We start from the raw sequence: 16474 nt of genomic DNA on the forward strand, positions 1-16474 counted from the left end.
ATCGCGCCGGATCTCGTCAGGTTCGTCCCGCCACGCGCGTACCTGCATCTGATGCCCACCGCTTCCACCACGGCGACGCTGCCCGTCGCCCTCGACCAGCTCCGTCGGCTGACCCCGGCGGTCGCCGCGTTCGTCGCCGGGTGTGGCCCAGTCGTGCTGCTGGGGTTCAGCAGTGGCGGCTACCCGGTGGAGGCCGTCGCCGGGTACGGCGTCGCCCTGTGGTGGCTGCTGCTCGTCGGGTTCCTGACCGATGCCCTCCCCCGCCCGCGGCCGACCCGGACCGGATGGACGGCGATCGCCGCGGTGGGAGCCTTGGCGGCGTGGGGTGCCCTGTCGCTAACGCAGAGCACGGACACCGAGCGGGGGCTGACCGAGGTCGCCCGGCTCGTTGTGGCGGGCGGCAGCCTGCTGCTGGGCATGAGCGCCGTCCGCGCCGGCCAGGCCCGGGGCCTCGCCGGCGGCGTGCTCGCGGGGCTGACGGCCATCGTCGTCGCCGCGGTGCTGACGCGCCTCTTCCCGGACCTCGTGCCGAGCGCCACTCAGACCGGTGAGTTCCTGCAGTCGACCCGCACCCGGCTCGCCTGGCCGCTGAACTACTGGAACGGCATCGCGGCGGCCGCCGCGATGGGGATCCCCCTCGCGCTCGCCCTCTCCAGTCGTGCCCAGACGGCTTGGTCCTCTGCTGCGGCCATCGCGCCGGTACCGGCCCTGGTGCTCGGCATCGCCTACACGCTGTCCCGGGGCGGCATCGGGGCGGCCGTCCTCGGCGTCGCCGCCACGCTCGTGCTCGTCGCGCCCCGCCTCCTCGTCGTCCGGACGGCCGTGCCCGCCGCGGTCGGCTCCGCGGCGGTCCTCCTGGCCGGCCTGCGCCCGGACGCCCTGACCGACGTCACCGGGGGTGCCGCGCAGTCAGACGCGGGACGCCGGGTCTTTGTCGTGCTGCTCGTCGCCACCGCCGGCCTCGCGCTGGTCCAGGCCGGGCTCCGTAGCGCCGACCGCGCCCTGTGGACTCCCCGCTTCCCGCGCCCCCGCGGGCGTGGCGCGCTCGCCCTCGCCACGCTCGTCGTCGTCGCCGTCGTCGGCGTCGCGGCCGCCCTCGACGCGCCGGGCGAGCTCTCCCACGGCTGGGACCGGTTCCGCGACCGCCAAGTGACGGCCACGGCCGAGACCGCCAACAGCGCGGACCGGCTCTCGAGCGTCAGCGGCAACGGCCGCTACCAGATGTGGTCCGGCGCCATCGACGCGTTGAAGGCCGAGCCGCTCTCGGGCATCGGCCTCGGTTCGTGGGAGTCGTGGTGGAACCCCCGCCGCGGGGACACGGGCTTCGTCCGCAACGCCCACTCCGAGCTCTTCGAGCTCCTGGCGGAGACGGGGCTGATCGGCGGAGCGCTCTTCGCCCTTCTCATCGGGCTCCCCATCGGTGCCGGGGCCGTCGCCGCCGTCCGCCGGCGCCGTTCGACCATGCAGGACCCGGTGCTCGTGGTCCCGGCGCTCGTGGCGTTCGCGTTCGCACTGCTCGTCGACTGGAACTGGCAACTCGGCGCACTGATGGTCGCCGGGTTGACACTCGCCGCGGTGTCCCTGGGCCAACCCGGGGATGCTCCGCCCCAGGACGCCCCCACCGGCGACCCACGTCGACGGCGAGTCCGCCGTCTCGCGGCCGCGAGCGGGATCACCGTCGTGTCCGTCGCCGCGATCGCCACCCTCGCGCTGTCGCTCGTCGCTCCGCAGGCGGTCGACGCCAGCCGCGACGCCGCCAGCCGCGGCGACCTGGCCGGCGCGATCGCCGAGGCATCGCGTGGAGAGTCCGCCGCCGGCTTCGCGGCCTCCCCCGCCCTGCAGCGCGCTGTCGTCGAGGAGCAGGCGGGCAACCTGGCCGCCGCCGAGGCCTCGGGTCGCCGCGCCGCGGCGCGCACCCCGGAGGACTGGCGGCCGTGGTTCCTGATCGCGCGCATCGCGACCGCCCGAGGCGAGACCGAGGCCGCGGTCGCAGCCTACCGTCGGGCGCGCCGCTTGAACCCGGAATCCTCGCTGCTGAAGCCATGAGCACCGACGACGACCCCAGCCTCGATCCCGGCGAGCAGGCCCTCGCCGATCGCCTCGCCGCGGAGCAGCCGCTCCCCAGCACCGGCCTCCGCCGGCGCGTCCGAGGCCGGATCGGGCTGGCGCTCCAGCACCGGGCGCTGCGGCGACGCTCCGCCGGTCTCGTCCTGAGCGGCTCGGCGCTGCTGGCGCTGGCACTGGTGCTCGCGCTCAACGTGCCGAGCTGACGTCGCCGATCTGCTCGCGCATCCGCCGCAGCGCGCGCGACAGGATCTGGTGGACGTTCGCCTCGGTCGCGTCGACCAGCGTGGCGATCTCGCGGCCGGACAGATCCGCCCCGAAGCGCAGGCCGATGACCCGGCGCTCGCGGTCCGACAGCCCTTCGATCGCCGCCTGCAGCTCGGGCGACAGTCCGATCGAGGGACGGTCCTCGGGGGCCCGCCACCGGTCGTCGTCCTCGACGAAGTCCCGCTCGTCGCGCCGGCCTTGGCGCCGGTAGTGATCGATCAGCACGTTCTCGCCGATCGAGAAGATCCAGGTCGTCACGCTGGCCCGCTCCGGATCGAACCGCGATGCATGTCTCACTACGCGCTCGAACGTCGCGGAGGTGAGGTCCTCGGCGTCTGCGGCATTGTGGACGCGATAGGCGAAGAACGCGTAGACGCGGTCCAGATGACTCGCGTAGAGGTCGTGGACGTTCAGCACGGAGCAACTCGAACGGCGCAGGATAGCGTCGGTAGCCGTCTCGATTGTGTCCGTGGGGCCAAACGAGGCAACGCCGACCTGTGCGTTCGAGCGATGGTCGCGCTCGTGGCCAGCATTACCTTGAGATCACGGTGTAACCCGCTACAGTCCCGCCCGCCGTCGCACGTCCAAAGTGTCCCCCAGACACACCAACTCTTGACCGCCTCCTCCCGGTTCCGACCAATCCTCTCCATCTCCACCCAGACGCCCGTCTCGCCACGTGCCCGAGACCACGAGCTGACCGGCTCCGCGGTCGCCAAGCTCGCTGCTCGTCGTCGTCGCCTGCGCGGCCGCATCCGCCAGGTCTTCCTGGTCGGCGGCGACGCCCTCGCCATCGCGATCCCGCTCACGACGCTGCTGGTGTTCACCAACCTGCGCGACGACGGTAGCCCATCAATCCTCGTCCTCTTCGGGGTCGTCCCCCTGTGGTCGGCGACCCTGCACTTGTACGGGCTGTACCCGCGCTTTCCGCGATTCGTGACGACGTCGACCCTCAACGAGCTGCCGAAGGTCTTCCACGCAGCGCTGGTCGCGACGGCGTCGACGTTCGCCTGGCTGAGCGTCTGGGGCGTGAGCGATCTCGGGACCCCGTTGTCCGAGCTCTTCGCCGCCGCCCTCCTGCTGCTGCCGCTCTTCCGGACGATCGTCCGGCATCTCCTGACCCGGGTCGTCGGCGCGGAGCGCGTGCTGCTCGTCGGGACCGGGAGCACCACGAGCACGGTGAGCCGGGCCCTGGCGGCGCGTTCGGACATCCGCGTGGTCGACCACGTCGCGGTTCCGGCACAGTGGGTCCACGACAAGCGCGGGGATGACACCCTCCCGGAGCTCGATCGCCTGGTCGTGGAGGATCTCGTCGACCGGGTCCTCCTCTCGACCCGCGATCTCAGCGACACGTCCGTCGGCGACTTCCTGCATTGGAGCCGGCGGGCGAACGTGAGCCTCACCGTGCTCCCCGAGCACTTCGACGTCGTCGGCATGGGGGCCGCGATCGACGCGGTCCAGGGCGCGACGGTCATCTCGCTGCAGCCGCCGGCGCTGTCCATGACCGCGCGGGTGATGAAGCGGGCGCTCGACATCGTCGGCGCAGGCCTAGGGCTGGTCGCACTCTTCCCGTTGATGGTCCTGATCGCTGTCGCCGTGCGGCTGGACTCCTCCGACCCCGTCTTCTTCCGCCAGGCCCGCATCGGCCGCGGCGGGCAGCGCTTCGAGCTCCTGAAGTTCCGCACGATGGTTCCCGACGCGGACGCCATGGTCGAGCAGCTCATGGCACGCAGCAGTGACCCGCACTGGCTCCAGATCGAGGACGACCCGCGGGTCACCCGCGTCGGCCGGGTCCTGCGCTCCACGAGTCTCGACGAGCTGCCACAGCTCTGGAACGTGCTGGTCGGCCATATGAGCCTCGTCGGCCCACGCCCGCTCTCCGTCCGCGACGATGCGCGCGTCGGCGGTTGGGCCCGCGGGAGGCTCGACATCACGCCCGGGCTGACCGGCCTCTGGCAGGTTCTCGGACGCAAATCCGTGCCCTTCGAGGAAATGGTGAAGCTCGACTACGTGTACGTGAACAACTGGTCGCTCTGGGGGGACGTGAAACTTCTCCTTCAGACCCTGCCCGCTGTGCTCCAAGGTCGAGGCGCTCGCTAATGCGCGGGCACATCCCATGGCCTCCGCGTTGTCCTCCAGCACCCGTCCCATGTTGGGCGTGTGGCGAGTCCGACCCGACGGGACGTTCCAAAAGGCTAGTGCCCTGAGCCGGGACCCACCGAAAATGCGGTCCAAATGGCTCCCGTAGAGGTCCCGCAAGTCTAGCTCTGGAAGAGATATTGGTCCGTTACCGCCGAACAGCTTGGCGATCGAACCGATGGTCGTGGCGCGAGGGCCCGCCCGTGGGACAAACTATTTGCCCGCCGTTACAACACCGCGAGAGTCCGCCCGGACCTTCGGAAACTAAACTGGCTTACGCCATCACCCGCTAAGCTCCCCAGCCGCTAGCGCCCCGAAACCTTGGGGCAGAACGACAAAGTACAGACCCGACCCAGCGCGATCCTGCTGTTCAGAATCAATCCCACAACTGCGTCCCGTGTCCGGGAAGACGTCGATCTCGAACGCGCGGATCGAGAGTTCATGCGAAGAGTGCGTTGTGCCTCGAACTTTCAGGGGCAACCGTGAGGCACCCGTTGGATTCGAAATTCGCGTCGTCCTCTCGGCGTGCCGAAGCAGCCCGTCGGGTCGCGCTCTACCCCGGAATCGAAGTCGCCGTCATCACGAATGCGGACACGATCTCGCTCGTACACTCAGACATGATCGACGGCCGAGGTGGACGGATAGTCACTGCGAATTTGGATCACTTCCGACGAGCGGCCTCAGATGCGGACCTAAAAGGTCTGATAACGGCTGGCGACCTCGTGATAGCAGACGGCATGCCGTTGGTTTGGGCCAGCCGAATCGCCGGCAGACCATTGCCCGAGCGAGTAGCGGGATCCGACCTGATCCGATCCCTATCGAAGTCAGCGCGAGACGCCGGCTGCTCGGTCTTCCTACTCGGCGGACGGCCCGGCGCGGCCGCCAAAGCCGGGAGAACACTGGCAGCCGAGTTTTCGGGCCTGTCTGTTGCGGGAACTTCTTGCCCTGAACCGGGATTCGAGACGGAGCCCGCTGAACTCGAGCGCGTGGGAACTGAAATCGCGTTGAGTGCACCCAGGGTCGTTTTCGTCGCGCTTGGATTCCCGAAGCAGGATCGAGTGATCGACATCTTGCGCGGATACCATCCAGACGCGTGGTACGTCGGGGTTGGGGCCAGCATCGATTTCGTCGCTGGACACGTGAGTCGCGCCCCCGCCTGGATGCAGCGGTCCGGTACCGAGTGGATCTTTCGGCTCGCTCGAGAACCACGACGACTGGCGCGCCGCTACGTAATTCATGGTCTCCCGTTTGCGATCCGCCTGTTCGCCTGGGCGCTCGCGACGCGCTTCGACCGTGCCTAGTCAATCCTCGAGGATGTCGACACCAGAATGAAACTCCTCACTCGGACACCAAGCATCTCGTTTGAGAGGCTGAATCTCCCCGGACCTGGGACGAAGCGTGTTCTGTTCGTAACGAACATGTGGCCCGATGAAGTTCGGCCTTACTACGGATCGTTCATTCGTTCGCAGGCCCGTTCTTTGATGGACCGAGGTCTTGGCGTCGACCTCATCTATGTGCGCGGCTTCGAGAGCAAAGCCGCCTATGTATCTGCGATCCCGAGAATTGCCCGACGCATCGACTCGGGTGACTATGACGTAGTGCACGTGCACTACGGCCACACAGCCGTTTCGTCGCTGCTGAGTCGCGCAACGCCCACTGTCGTCTCGTTTTGCGGCGAGGACCTCCTGGGCGCGCCGCGTGCGAATGGCATAACGTTCAAGAGCCGATTGGAGGTAGCTATCTTCCGGCAGGTGGCCCGATTTGCGGACGCGACGATCACGAAGTCGAAAGAGATGGCGCAGGTCCTGCCCGGATCCGTGCAAGCCCGGAATCACGTTCTTGCGAACGGAGTAGATCTCGACCGCTTTCAGCGCCGAGACCGAGCAGCGGCGCGCGCAGAACTCGGATGGGAGCCGACCGGAGAAGTCATGCTTTTCCTCGGGAATCCAGACGATCCGCGAAAAAACGTCGAACTGGCACGGGCCGCCGCCGAGAGGGTCACCCGCGAGCGGCCTGGCGCTCGACTATTCGAAGCATGGGGAGTCCCTGCAGACCAAGTCCCTGTCGTGATGAACGCCTCAAATTGCCTCGTATTCCCTTCGAAGTCGGAGGGGTCACCGAACGCTGTCAAAGAGGCAATGGCAAGCGAGATGCCGATCGTCGCCACACCTGTAGGCGACATCGAAGAACGCTTCCAGGGTGTTGACGACTGCTTCGTTCGGGCACCAGATACCGGAGCGTTCGCCGATGCAATCGCCAGGGCGCTCGACGCGGGCATCTCGTGTGCGGCAAGGGCCGCGGTCGAGCCTCTAAGCGTTGCAGCTGTAGCGGCCCGTTTGGAAGCCATCTACACAGACACCATTCACCACGCTCACCGCCGCCAGAGAGTCCAATGATGAACACCCAGAGAAAACGTCCGCCCGTCAAGCGCGCGCTTGTAACCGGATGCGCAGGTTTCATCGGCTCTCACCTCACAGAGTCGCTCCTTGCAGATGGCGTCGACGTCGTGGGAGTTGATTGTTTCAACGCGAACTACGGACGCAGCCAGAAACTGGCGAATCTCGCGAACGCGCGCGAATGGGATTCGTTCGACTTTGTGCCCGTCGATCTCTCGCGCGGCGAGCTGGATGAGCTCGTGGACGGCGTCGACACCGTCTTCCATTTGGCCGCCGAGCCTGGCGTCCGCGCGAGTTGGGGGGACAATTTTCAGCGCTACGTACAAAACAATCTTGTCGCCACCCAGCACCTTCTAAACGCCGTCGCACGAGCCGGCACTCCGCGCATCGTCTACGCATCCTCTTCGTCGGTTTACGGACAAGCCAAAGTTTTCCCGACCACCGAACTCGCAACACCAGCGCCGCAGTCCCCGTACGGAATGACGAAGCTGAGCGGTGAGCATCTCTGTTACGCATTCAGCGAGAACTTCGACGTCGAAACTGTCTCGCTCCGGTTCTTCACCGTCTTTGGGCCTCGACAACGCCCAGATATGGCATTCAACATTTTCAGTAAGGCGGCGCTCGCAGGCGAGCCGATCGTCGTGTACGGCGACGGTCACCAAACCCGAGACTTCACGTTCGTCTCAGACATCGTGGCCGCCACCCGCTCTGCGGCCACCTCAGCAGTAGCGCCTGGCAGCGTCTACAACCTCGGTGGCGGGGTGCGCAGTTCGCTCCGAGAAGTCCTCGGGATCATCGACGGCCTGAATGGGGGCAGGGTCGACGTGACCTACTCAACCACCGTGCCTGGCGATGTTCGGGACACAGCCGCGGACACTTCGCGCGCGCGACGAGACCTTGGTTTCGCGCCTGCCGTGAGTCTCAGCGAGGGACTCGAGCGAGAATTCGAGTGGCTCCGGGGACAAATCTCCTAGTTATCTCGTAGGCGGCCTCACCCGGCACGACTGGCTGCATCCAGCACATGCTGCAGCCCGTATCATCACACCGAGTTCGTTCGCTCTTTCGCAAAGCGAACGCATACGAATGCCGCCATGTCGTTCTGTGCATGCAGAGCAGACCCGCAGTCAGTGAGCAGGTCCGGACGCCTTGAGACACCCTCTAGCAGCCATTCGACAGCCGAAACCACTCGACGCGAGCACGAACGCTCTGACGCTCGTCGCAGTCGTCGGAACTTGTGCCGTGGTCGGCGTCGTGAGCGTACTTTCGCCAGCGGCGCTGCTGGTCGCGGCCGGCGCAGCAACGGTCATCGGAGGCGCTCGGTTGCCCCCGCTCGTCGTAGTAGGACTAGTCTTGGGAATTCGCAACTTCACCGACCCATTGGCAAGTGCTGCGGTAGGCGGGGCCGGAAATCTCAATGCGTCTGCAGCTCTTGGAGCCTGGGTCATAGGCGTAGCTGCTCTACGGATCGCAATGGGGCGAGCCCGATCTCCAGGTCCCTGGGTCGTAAGCTTCCTCTCCCTCTATTTCATCTGGTTCCTGATTGGAGTCTCAGCAAACGGGCCTGATGCTTCCCTGGTGCGAGAACTCGTTCGAGTGCTTTCGATCTTCGCCGTTTTCGTAATCGCGGTTGAGTGTCGCGACGACGAAATTCCACCTACCCGCCTACTGGCGGTCGTTGTGGCGACGGGCGTCGTCCCGGCACTAACGGCCATAGCCACCGGAGGCAGCTTCGGTGAGGACAACTCGCAGCGCGCGTCGTCTACGTTCTCACACCCGAATGCAGCGGCAGACTTGTTCGCTACGGACCTAACGATTGCGATGGCCCTAGCGCTGGCTGGCACCAAGAAAGTCCGCCGTTACGCCTCGATAGCCTGCGCGGTCCTGGCCATCGGACTCTTGGCGTCGGGCAGCCTTGGCGGCATCGCACAGGCACTCGCGGCAGCGCTTTTCCTGCTGCTCATCGGCTCGTACTCGATTCCGGCGAAAGTTGGCACCGTCGTTGTCGTCATCGCACTCGCACTCGCATTCTTCATCTCGCCGCTCGGCGCTGAGCGGCTCGCCGATGTTCGCAGCACGACGAGTCCAAGCCTTGCCGCCTCCGGCATCATCACCAATTCACTCGACTGGCGATTTTTCAACTGGTCCCAGTTTCTCACGATCTGGCACGAAAGACCGTTGATCGGCTGGGGATCTGGGTCTACGGCGTCTTTGTTGAGTCCCCTCGGTGCACCACCGCATAACGACTACGTCCGCCTGCTCGTTGAGACTGGACTACTCGGCGCTGCCTGCTTCGGATCGCTCATAGGTTTCGGAGTATTCAGAGTAATCAAGGCGCTGTCAGTATCAGTCGGAGAACAGAGGTTCGCGACCCAGACCCTCCTGGCACTTTTGCTAGGCGTTGGCGTCAACTCCGTGGTGGGCACGCCGACCCTTCGGACAACGACAATGGTCGCAATGGCAGCAGCGATCGCAGCAGCTTTGACGCCGCGACGGAAGTCACAAGTCAAGCGAACTTCTAATTTCCAAAGAGTCCACACCGTACCCTCGGAGTATCGATGATCCCTAATGCATTCCGAGCCATCGCGTGGCGCCGCTACCTGACTGTTGGACTGCTTGGTGCGGTCATAGCCGCGGCGGCTGCGTTCGTCGTCTCGAGCGCGCAGACGAAGAAGTACACCGCCAATGCCGACCTGCTGTTTCGAGATCCTCAGCTCGATCAGAAGCTCTTCGGTTCGAGCTTCTTTGCTCCTAACCGAGACGCCGTTCGTGAGGCCGCGACCAATCTCGAATTGGCGGGCGCCCCAGTCGTCGCAGAGAAAACCGCTGCGGCCCTCGGCGGCGGCATATCGCGACAAGACGTGCAGGATGCGATCAACGTCAAGCCCGACGGCCCCTCGGATCTGATCCGGGTCGAAGCCACGCTTCCGTCGCCGCGCGATGCTCAACGCTTCACCAACGTCTACGCACAGACGTTTCTCCGGTACCGCCAGCAGAGCGATCAGAGCAAGGTCGATGCTGCACGTCAACTCGTCCAAGCTCAGATCGACCGACTCGATCCTGCGGCGCGCGCGAGCAGTCGCGGGCAAGGGCTCGAAGCACGGTCACAGCAGCTTGAGATCCTCGCCAGCCTCCAGACCGGGAACGTGGAGATTGCACAGTCCGCTGACCTCCCGACCGACCCATCGTCTCCAAGAACGAAGCAGAACGTTGCGATCGGGTTTGTTCTCGGATTCCTGATCGGAGCCTTTATCGCATGGCTAGCTCTGAAGGTTGACCGGCGTCTTCGTACGATCGAAGACGTCGACTCGCTGCACGACGGGCCGGTCCTCGGCGCGATCCCCGCGTCTGCAGACTATGGAAAGACCACCTCCCCGACGGTCATAAAGGAACCGTTCCGCCTGCTGCTTACCCGCCTCCGCTACTTCAACGTGGACCGCAAGGTACAGACGGTTCTAGTCACCTCTGCCGCCGTGGGCGAAGGCAAGTCGACCATCAGTCTTGAACTGGCAACGGTCGCAGCCGAACAACACCGGCGCGTCCTGCTTCTGGAGACTGACCTCCGCCGTCCCTCGCTTGGAACCAAGCTAGAGGTGCCCCCGGGGGCAGGATTGGTCGATTCCATCGTCACTGACAGACCGTGGCGAGACGCCGTAACCAAGGTTCCCACCAGCGTCGATGATATCCAGCTCGACGTCCTGCTCGCGGGTCAGATTCCCCCAAACCCCGGGGAGATCTTGGCAAGTCAAGCCTTTGCGGCGATTCTGAAAGACGCCAAGAATGACTACGACCTGATCGTGATGGACACTCCTCCGCTATTGGTTGTCGCCGATGCATTCCCGCTTGTGGAGCAATCGGATGGCACCATTGTTGTTGTTCGACTCGATCAGACCGATCGAGCGCAGGCGATCAACTTGCTCGAAGACATCACCCGAGTTGGAGGAACCATCCTCGGCACCGTTGCCAATGGGACGCCCGCAGTAGCGAACGCCTATTACTACACAGAGCTGTAGCTGTTACCTGCGCAGACACGCCGCTTTGACGCCTAAACCGACCGGACGTACTCCAGCTGCGGGCACTAAAGCTCGTGTAGCTAGGCCCCTACTCCGAAGCCCGAACTTGCGAGCCCTGTCGGGCGCAGTCTTCGGAAGTGGACCCGGGCTGGCATTGCCGTTCGCTGTGTCATTGGCGCTCGGGATCGGGACTGAGACCGACGTTTACTTCTTCGCGCTCAGTTTCTGCCTGTTCGCGACTGGCATCCTTGAAAACACGATCCATGCGAACGCAGTCACGGTGTTCGCGTCGGCACAGCGTTTTGGCCCGGACAGACTGAAAAGTGCCGTTTGGCGTGTCGTAGTCGGCAGTACATCAGCGGCCGCGCTAGGCTTTGGCGTTCTGGCCATGATCGGGACGTTTGCCATCGAAAGCAACGATGACTGGTCCTCGCATACTCAACACATCGGCGTCGTCACGCTCTGGATCTTTTCTGCCACAGTTGTGGCGAGTGCCGCGTCGAGCGTATACGCCGCCACCCTTTACAGCGTAGGAGCGTTCTTCACCGCGCCAGCCACAGTTGCCTTCCGCTCGATCGGCGCGCTTGCCTCGCTCCCGGTCACGCGGGGTACCGAACTCGCGCTTCCAGGTCTCGCGATCGGACTGGCAGTCGGCGAAACGGTCCGCGTAAGTCTCCTCCGACGCGCGGTGATCCGGGAGCTAAAGCCTGTTACGAAACACGGCGCCCCGCCGGAAGGAAGCGTCCCCTCACTGATCAAGCCTTCGATGCCGTACGCGCTGTCAATTTCTTTCAGCCAAGCAACACCGGTAGTCGATCGAGCAATTGGCTCCTCACTTGGGCCAGGTACAGTCACCACGATTGACCTCTCCGAGAAGGTATTTTTCGTACCAATGACGGTCATGTGGTCGTCGATTGTGGTCGTATCAGGGGCTAGATGGTCACATTTGGCTGCGACCGAGCGGCGAGATCTGCTTGTTGCGGACTTTCGGCAGACAATACGGCGAAGCCTTTGGCTCAGTTCAGCAATCGCAGCGGGAATGGGTGCATGCCTGGTCGCGGCTACGGCGGTAATCGGCCCGACATTCGCCGGTATGGATGCGACGAGGATTCTTTGGGTCAGCCTCATCCTCTTGGCCGGCCTCCCTCCAGCGGCGGTCGCGGCACTCGCTGGACGCTACCTATCTGCCGCACGACGAACGACATCGCTCCCCCTGTTTTCCGCCACAGCCCTTGCAATGTCGACGTCGACTTCGATCGTGGGCGCTCACTACGTGGGAATCTTCGGGATCGTTCTCGCGGCGACGGCGACACGGTGGACGATGGCAGCCGCTTTCTATGCCAAATGTGTCTCTGGCGGCGTCGCCCCGACAGAACCCCGAATTGTTACCAAATGAGAGATGGTTATGGGATCGAATAGCCTTCCGCATACATTGGTCTCGGTCGTTATCCCCACGCGAAATCGACTCCCGATGCTACGCTTGGCCCTTAGTAGCGTTTTCCGGCAGACGCATACCGCGCTTGAGGTTATCGTTGTCGACGAGGCGAGTTCCGACGGTACGAGCGAGTGGCTGGCCTCTATTGATGACTCTCGGCTGATACCCGTGCGCCACGAACAACCGAAAAAACTCCCGGCAGCACGAAACGCTGGTCTGAATAGGGCACGGGGCGAGTACATCGCTTTTCTAGACGACGACGATCTTTGGGCACCTCAGAAGATAGAACTGCAGCTGTCGGCACTAGCCTCCACTAAGACGGTGTGGAATGTCTCGGGATCGGTGGTCGTTGACGACTCGCTGGCGCCCACCCAAATTTATCCCGCTTTTTCTCCCGAAACAATTCGGCGACGCATTACTGTAAGTAACGTTGTGCCCGCGGGGGGCTCCGGCGTGATGGCGAAGACTTCGGTACTCCGAGACGTCGGCGGGTTCGACGAATCGCTTGTCGCGTCCGAAGATTGGGAGTGTTGGATTCGACTTAGCGCCGCCGGTGCCGTGAGCTCTATTCCGGAGCCCCTCGTGGCGTATCGAAGAGCTCCGGGATCTATGTCTCATGATCTTCAGCGCATGGAGACAAGCTATTACCAAGTTCGGGCCCTTCACGGATCGCTCCCCGCCTCCGACGAACGTGAGGCTCGACGAGTCCGGAGCCGCTATTACGCGCGCCAGTTGTTCCTCAGTGGACGGCGATTGGATGCGGCGCGCGCGCTTGCTGACCGGAGGTCAGCAAAGCCGCTCGACTTCGTCCTCGCATTCGGCCTCCTCATTGCGCCCCGCAGTTGGGAGAAGATCACGTATCTGATACGGCGCAGGCTCACAGATAGGTCTCCGCTGGAGGTCCCATGGCTCGGGGCCGTCCGGGACCAAGTTGAATCCAACACCTTCTTTATCGCGTAAATACTGTGAGTTCTCTATTGTGTGAGCTTCAAACCGGCGCGCGCCTCGCTGTCGTCGACCTCGCGCGGACGCATAACCGAACAGTTCCGGCCACGAGGCTTGGAAAGGCCCGAATGGTCGCTTCTACAGCGCTCGCCGTGAAGTCCGTCGCGATACTTGGCTTTCGAGTTTCTCATGCGCTCCGTGCGAGCGGGCATCGTCACCTCGCAGCGATCACGAAGCAGGCGACACAGGTTTTGACGGGAAGCGATATCGCCGTCGAGGCGAAAATTGGGGCGGGGCTTCGCCTCCTCCACCCTGTCGGAGTTGTCGTGGCCGGCGGCTGCGAGATCGGACGGAACTGTACTCTCCATCAGGCGACTTTGGGCGGTAGCCCTAGCGGCTTCCCTGTGCTCGGCGACGATGTTCAGATTGCGCCGGGTGCGCGGGTACTCGGCGACGTGCATGTTGATGACGGTTGCCACGTCGCTGCCAACGCGGTCCTGACCGCGAGCATCCCGGGGAAGTTCTACGTCCTGGCCGGCGTGCCCGCCCGGCGCCTCCGCCCCGTGGATCCGCCTATGGGGGACAAATGACCCCGTTCATGGCCTTTCTACAGGACTGTCGGCGATATGGCGCGCGAGAGCGGTTCACGGCACCAGGGCTGTGGGCAACCGCCATCTTTCGGCTTGGTCAAGCATCCCTCCGAGGCAACGCCCTTAAGCGCGCTGGCCTCATGGTCGTTTATGCGCCCTTGTCGATTGCAAGTCGAGTGCTAACTGGAATTGAGATACCGCGGTCGACGCAGATCGGTCCGGGATTGCGAATTCCCCACCAAGGCCCGATCATCGTCAATCGTTTCGCAGTGGTCGGATCGAACTGCACGCTCAACACTTCCACAGTACTGGGACATCGTGGCGGACAGTCCGACTGCCCGACCTTGGGAGACGGCGTCGTGTTGGCTCCTGGATCCCAAGTCCTGGGTAAGATAACGGTCGGCTCAGGGGCCAGAATTGGTGCACTTACGCTCGTTCTGCACGACATTCCCCAGAACGCTACGGCGGTTGGGATCCCAGCTCGGATCCTAGGGTCGTAGACTCCTCGAAGCCCTCGCCCGCTTTGATCGTGCGGCGGGGTTCGGCTCTGGCGTTGCGGAATGAAGTAGCGGACGTTAGGGCTGCTTCGGCGTTCGCCCTCGTCGTTTGATGTCGGGAAGCGCGTCGGTTGATCGACTGGATCGTGCGTACGTCGCTAGGGTTAGGCTTCTGCGCGCTGGCGCGCGCATCGGTTTCCGCAATGGCGCCGGCTTGCTGGACAAGCGGCGCCTGAGTCGGGGTCCGAAGTGTTTGGGTCGGGGGAGCGCTTTGGGGGTGAGGGTGGACGGCGGTGAGCAGTCGGACGCTGGAGTGAGCCGGGCCGGCTCAGGACCGGATAGAATTAAGCTATGTCTGCTCCTAGGGCCGTCTCGTCAAAGCTGACAAACACTGCTCGGCGTAGCCGGCGGTTGAGCGCTGGGCCAATAAGCGCGATCTGGTTGACACTCGTCTCGGTGGGTCTCATCCGGTTGAAGATCCGATTCCGAGCGACAAGTCGCTGGGCAATCCCCATACGTGTGAAGTTCGATGGCCAATCTCAGACGTACTGGGTTCGCGATATGTCCCACATCGCAAATTTGGACGAGATTTGGCTACTGGGCGAGTACCGAGACATCGCCTCTCGCGACGCGGACACAGTTCTAGACCTAGGCGCCAACGTTGGTTGCGCCTCACTGTATTTGCGAAGCAAGTTCCCTCACGCGCGCATCGTCGCAGTAGAACCCGATCCGGCGAACGCTGAACTTCTACGACGGAATACCCGCTCGGCAGACGTTCACGTCGTGCAAGCTGCCATCGGGGCAGTGCCGGGAGTTACGAGCTTCGAACAATCGCATGAAAGCTGGGGATCTCGGGTAGGCGGGGACTCATCAGACTCCATCGTCGTATCAGTCGTAACTCCGGATTCCGTGCTCCGAGCTGTCGGCACAGATCCCAACGACACGCTGGTCGTGAAAGTCGACATTGAGGGAAGCGAGTGGTCGCTTTTTGAGTCCGGACCGATCTTTGGCAGCTGGAATCCCGTCGAGATTTATGGAGAGACCCACGACTGGGGTGCGCCCGATGACCAAGAGCAGTTTTGGGCCGAAGCTGGGCAACGCCTCGGGCTAACGTCGGTGAGTTTGAAAGATCGAGTTCACCTAAAAAGGACGACGCTCTGACGTCGGTTGAACGCAAGCGGAGTCGGATGACAAACAGGGCAGCGACCCAGGCAGCGCCGCGCGGCTGCGGAAGCGGTCCGCTGTCGCCTGCAAGCGCGAGGAGTTTTCGCGGCGGTCTGGCCCGTGGCTGTGCTGGGCGCTCAGCTGCGGCGCTGCGAGCGCGATCAGTCGTCGAGCTCGACCTGCAGCTCTGCGGCCGAGCATCCGGAGGCGTCGGGCGAGGCTGCGAAGCACGCGCTTGGTCGTGCTGATCGGGTCGCAGCTCGACCCCGGGCGCATGCCGGTGCAGTGCGCGATCGTCGTCTTCGTCTTCAGGCGGATCAACTCATCGCGGATTTCGTCCGGGGCGCTGACAACTAGCGCGCGAACCTGGATTGCTGCCTGAACCCGGATCGACCGATGTTGTTGGTCGGGTGGGCGAAATGGTTCAGTAGAATGACCTCCTGAGCAGGGCCTTTTCGGCCGATTGGCGCAGCCGGGGCCTGCCCAGGAGGTCACCCACATGGTGCACGATCAGGCGGTCGTCGTGTTCGACGACGAGAACGTCGTCGCGAACGCGGGCGTGATGGCGCCGACAGTCCTTCTCGATCGCCTCGTCGCCCGGGATCTGGTTACCGAGAACGTGCGGTTGGGGGAAGAGCCCGGTGCTGCGAATCCGGGCTGGAAGGTGATGACGATCCTGTCGGCTGACGTTCGGTGCCGACTGCATCGATGGCTGCGGCGTGTTGCGTAGCGTAGCTGTCCCGCGTCAAGAAATCCGCTCAAGTTGGCGTGTTTGAACTAGGTCGTCGAGGTCGGTAGAGGGTTCGGTCTTGGGGTCGGTGAGCGGGAGGCGCTCGGCGGGGTCGGCGAGGTACGCGGTTATCGGCCGCTGGCCATCCAACGACTCGTGTGGGCGCACCTCGTTGTAGAGCTGTCGGAACGCTTCGACCTGGTCGGTCATCTCGAGTCCGTCGGCGGGCAGGTGGCGCCA

Annotated in this window: 16 protein-coding genes; 13 read left to right on the forward strand and 3 right to left on the reverse strand. The window is 64.0% G+C overall.

Annotated features, from left to right (window positions below; genetic code table 11):
• Positions 1-51: 51 nt before the first annotated feature.
• Both AB0L40_RS11815 and AB0L40_RS11820 read left to right on the forward strand, forming a co-directional pair.
• Complete coding sequence (locus AB0L40_RS11815) at positions 52-2046, forward strand: O-antigen ligase family protein (protein ID WP_364353976.1); 1995 nt, start codon at positions 52-54, stop codon at positions 2044-2046.
• Positions 2043-2270 carry a hypothetical protein gene (locus AB0L40_RS11820; protein WP_364353979.1) on the forward strand — a complete coding sequence of 76 codons (228 nt, stop codon included), beginning with the start codon at positions 2043-2045 and terminating at the stop codon, positions 2268-2270. Before AB0L40_RS11815 ends, AB0L40_RS11820 begins: the two co-directional genes overlap by 4 nt.
• Here the strand turns inward: AB0L40_RS11820 and AB0L40_RS11825 are convergent.
• Positions 2254-2748 (reverse strand): sigma-70 family RNA polymerase sigma factor, encoded by a 495-nt coding sequence (locus AB0L40_RS11825; protein ID WP_364353982.1) that lies wholly within the window; start codon positions 2746-2748, stop codon positions 2254-2256. The two genes, AB0L40_RS11820 and AB0L40_RS11825, sit on opposite strands and share 17 nt — an antisense overlap.
• Before the next feature lie 195 nt (positions 2749-2943).
• Here AB0L40_RS11825 and AB0L40_RS11830 point away from each other — a divergent pair, with 195 nt between their 5' ends.
• The 8 genes from AB0L40_RS11830 to AB0L40_RS11865 all read left to right on the forward strand — a co-directional run bounded on the left by AB0L40_RS11830 (position 2944) and on the right by AB0L40_RS11865 (position 13268).
• The gene (locus tag AB0L40_RS11830; RefSeq protein WP_364353985.1) at positions 2944-4428 is read left to right on the forward strand and encodes a sugar transferase; all 1485 of its coding nucleotides are present in this window, start codon (positions 2944-2946) and stop codon (positions 4426-4428) included.
• A 656-nt stretch (positions 4429-5084) separates the two neighbouring features.
• Complete coding sequence (locus tag AB0L40_RS11835) at positions 5085-5768, forward strand: WecB/TagA/CpsF family glycosyltransferase (RefSeq protein ID WP_364354012.1); 684 nt, start codon at positions 5085-5087, stop codon at positions 5766-5768.
• 27 nt (positions 5769-5795) lie between these two features.
• Entirely contained in the window at positions 5796-6863 is a 1068-nt protein-coding gene (locus AB0L40_RS11840; protein ID WP_364353988.1) for a glycosyltransferase, read from the forward strand.
• Complete coding sequence (locus AB0L40_RS11845) at positions 6863-7837, forward strand: GDP-mannose 4,6-dehydratase (protein WP_364353991.1); 975 nt, start codon at positions 6863-6865, stop codon at positions 7835-7837. Before AB0L40_RS11840 ends, AB0L40_RS11845 begins: the two co-directional genes overlap by 1 nt.
• Positions 7838-8102: 265 nt before the next feature.
• Positions 8103-9422 carry an O-antigen ligase family protein gene (locus AB0L40_RS11850; protein ID WP_364353994.1) on the forward strand — a complete coding sequence of 440 codons (1320 nt, stop codon included), beginning with the start codon at positions 8103-8105 and terminating at the stop codon, positions 9420-9422.
• Positions 9419-10873 (forward strand): polysaccharide biosynthesis tyrosine autokinase, encoded by a 1455-nt coding sequence (locus AB0L40_RS11855; RefSeq protein ID WP_364353997.1) that lies wholly within the window; start codon positions 9419-9421, stop codon positions 10871-10873. Before AB0L40_RS11850 ends, AB0L40_RS11855 begins: the two co-directional genes overlap by 4 nt.
• 172 nt (positions 10874-11045) lie before the next feature.
• Positions 11046-12269, forward strand: a complete 1224-nt coding sequence (locus tag AB0L40_RS11860) for a lipid II flippase MurJ (protein WP_364354000.1) — start codon at positions 11046-11048, stop codon at positions 12267-12269.
• Between the two features lie 9 nt (positions 12270-12278).
• Entirely contained in the window at positions 12279-13268 is a 990-nt protein-coding gene (locus AB0L40_RS11865; protein WP_364354015.1) for a glycosyltransferase family 2 protein, read from the forward strand.
• 14 nt (positions 13269-13282) lie between these two features.
• Here the strand turns inward: AB0L40_RS11865 and AB0L40_RS11870 are convergent, their stop codons facing one another.
• Positions 13283-13732, reverse strand: coding sequence for a hypothetical protein (locus AB0L40_RS11870; protein ID WP_364354021.1), 450 nt, complete (start codon positions 13730-13732; stop codon positions 13283-13285).
• Between AB0L40_RS11870 and AB0L40_RS11875 the strand changes: the two genes are divergently transcribed.
• The 3 genes from AB0L40_RS11875 (at position 13658) to AB0L40_RS11885 (ending at position 16234) form a co-directional block, all read left to right on the forward strand.
• A complete protein-coding gene (locus AB0L40_RS11875; RefSeq protein WP_364354018.1) occupies positions 13658-13843 on the forward strand; it encodes a hypothetical protein in 186 nt (61 codons plus the stop codon). The two genes, AB0L40_RS11870 and AB0L40_RS11875, sit on opposite strands and share 75 nt — an antisense overlap.
• Positions 13844-14901: 1058 nt before the next feature.
• Entirely contained in the window at positions 14902-15501 is a 600-nt protein-coding gene (locus tag AB0L40_RS11880; RefSeq protein WP_364354003.1) for an FkbM family methyltransferase, read from the forward strand.
• 502 nt (positions 15502-16003) lie between these two features.
• Positions 16004-16234 carry a hypothetical protein gene (locus AB0L40_RS11885; RefSeq protein WP_364354006.1) on the forward strand — a complete coding sequence of 77 codons (231 nt, stop codon included), beginning with the start codon at positions 16004-16006 and terminating at the stop codon, positions 16232-16234.
• Between the two features lie 15 nt (positions 16235-16249).
• Here the strand turns inward: AB0L40_RS11885 and AB0L40_RS11890 are convergent.
• The coding region (locus tag AB0L40_RS11890) for an integrase core domain-containing protein (RefSeq protein WP_364354009.1) at positions 16250-16474 on the reverse strand (225 nt) is incomplete at its 5' end.

Source organism: Patulibacter sp. NPDC049589, assembly GCF_040675535.1.
In the GTDB taxonomy this organism is placed as follows: domain Bacteria; phylum Actinomycetota; class Thermoleophilia; order Solirubrobacterales; family Solirubrobacteraceae; genus Patulibacter.

Coding starts and splice junctions, on each gene's coding strand:
- AB0L40_RS11815 (WP_364353976.1), top strand. CDS start 52: ATGCCCACCGCTTCCACCACGGCGACGCTGCCCGTCGCCCTCGACCAG.
- AB0L40_RS11820 (WP_364353979.1), top strand. CDS start 2,043: ATGAGCACCGACGACGACCCCAGCCTCGATCCCGGCGAGCAGGCCCTC.
- AB0L40_RS11835 (WP_364354012.1), top strand. CDS start 5,085: ATGATCGACGGCCGAGGTGGACGGATAGTCACTGCGAATTTGGATCAC.
- AB0L40_RS11840 (WP_364353988.1), top strand. CDS start 5,796: ATGAAACTCCTCACTCGGACACCAAGCATCTCGTTTGAGAGGCTGAAT.
- AB0L40_RS11845 (WP_364353991.1), top strand. CDS start 6,863: ATGAACACCCAGAGAAAACGTCCGCCCGTCAAGCGCGCGCTTGTAACC.
- AB0L40_RS11855 (WP_364353997.1), top strand. CDS start 9,419: ATGATCCCTAATGCATTCCGAGCCATCGCGTGGCGCCGCTACCTGACT.
- AB0L40_RS11865 (WP_364354015.1), top strand. CDS start 12,279: ATGGGATCGAATAGCCTTCCGCATACATTGGTCTCGGTCGTTATCCCC.
- AB0L40_RS11880 (WP_364354003.1), top strand. CDS start 14,902: ATGTCCCACATCGCAAATTTGGACGAGATTTGGCTACTGGGCGAGTAC.
- AB0L40_RS11885 (WP_364354006.1), top strand. CDS start 16,004: ATGGTGCACGATCAGGCGGTCGTCGTGTTCGACGACGAGAACGTCGTC.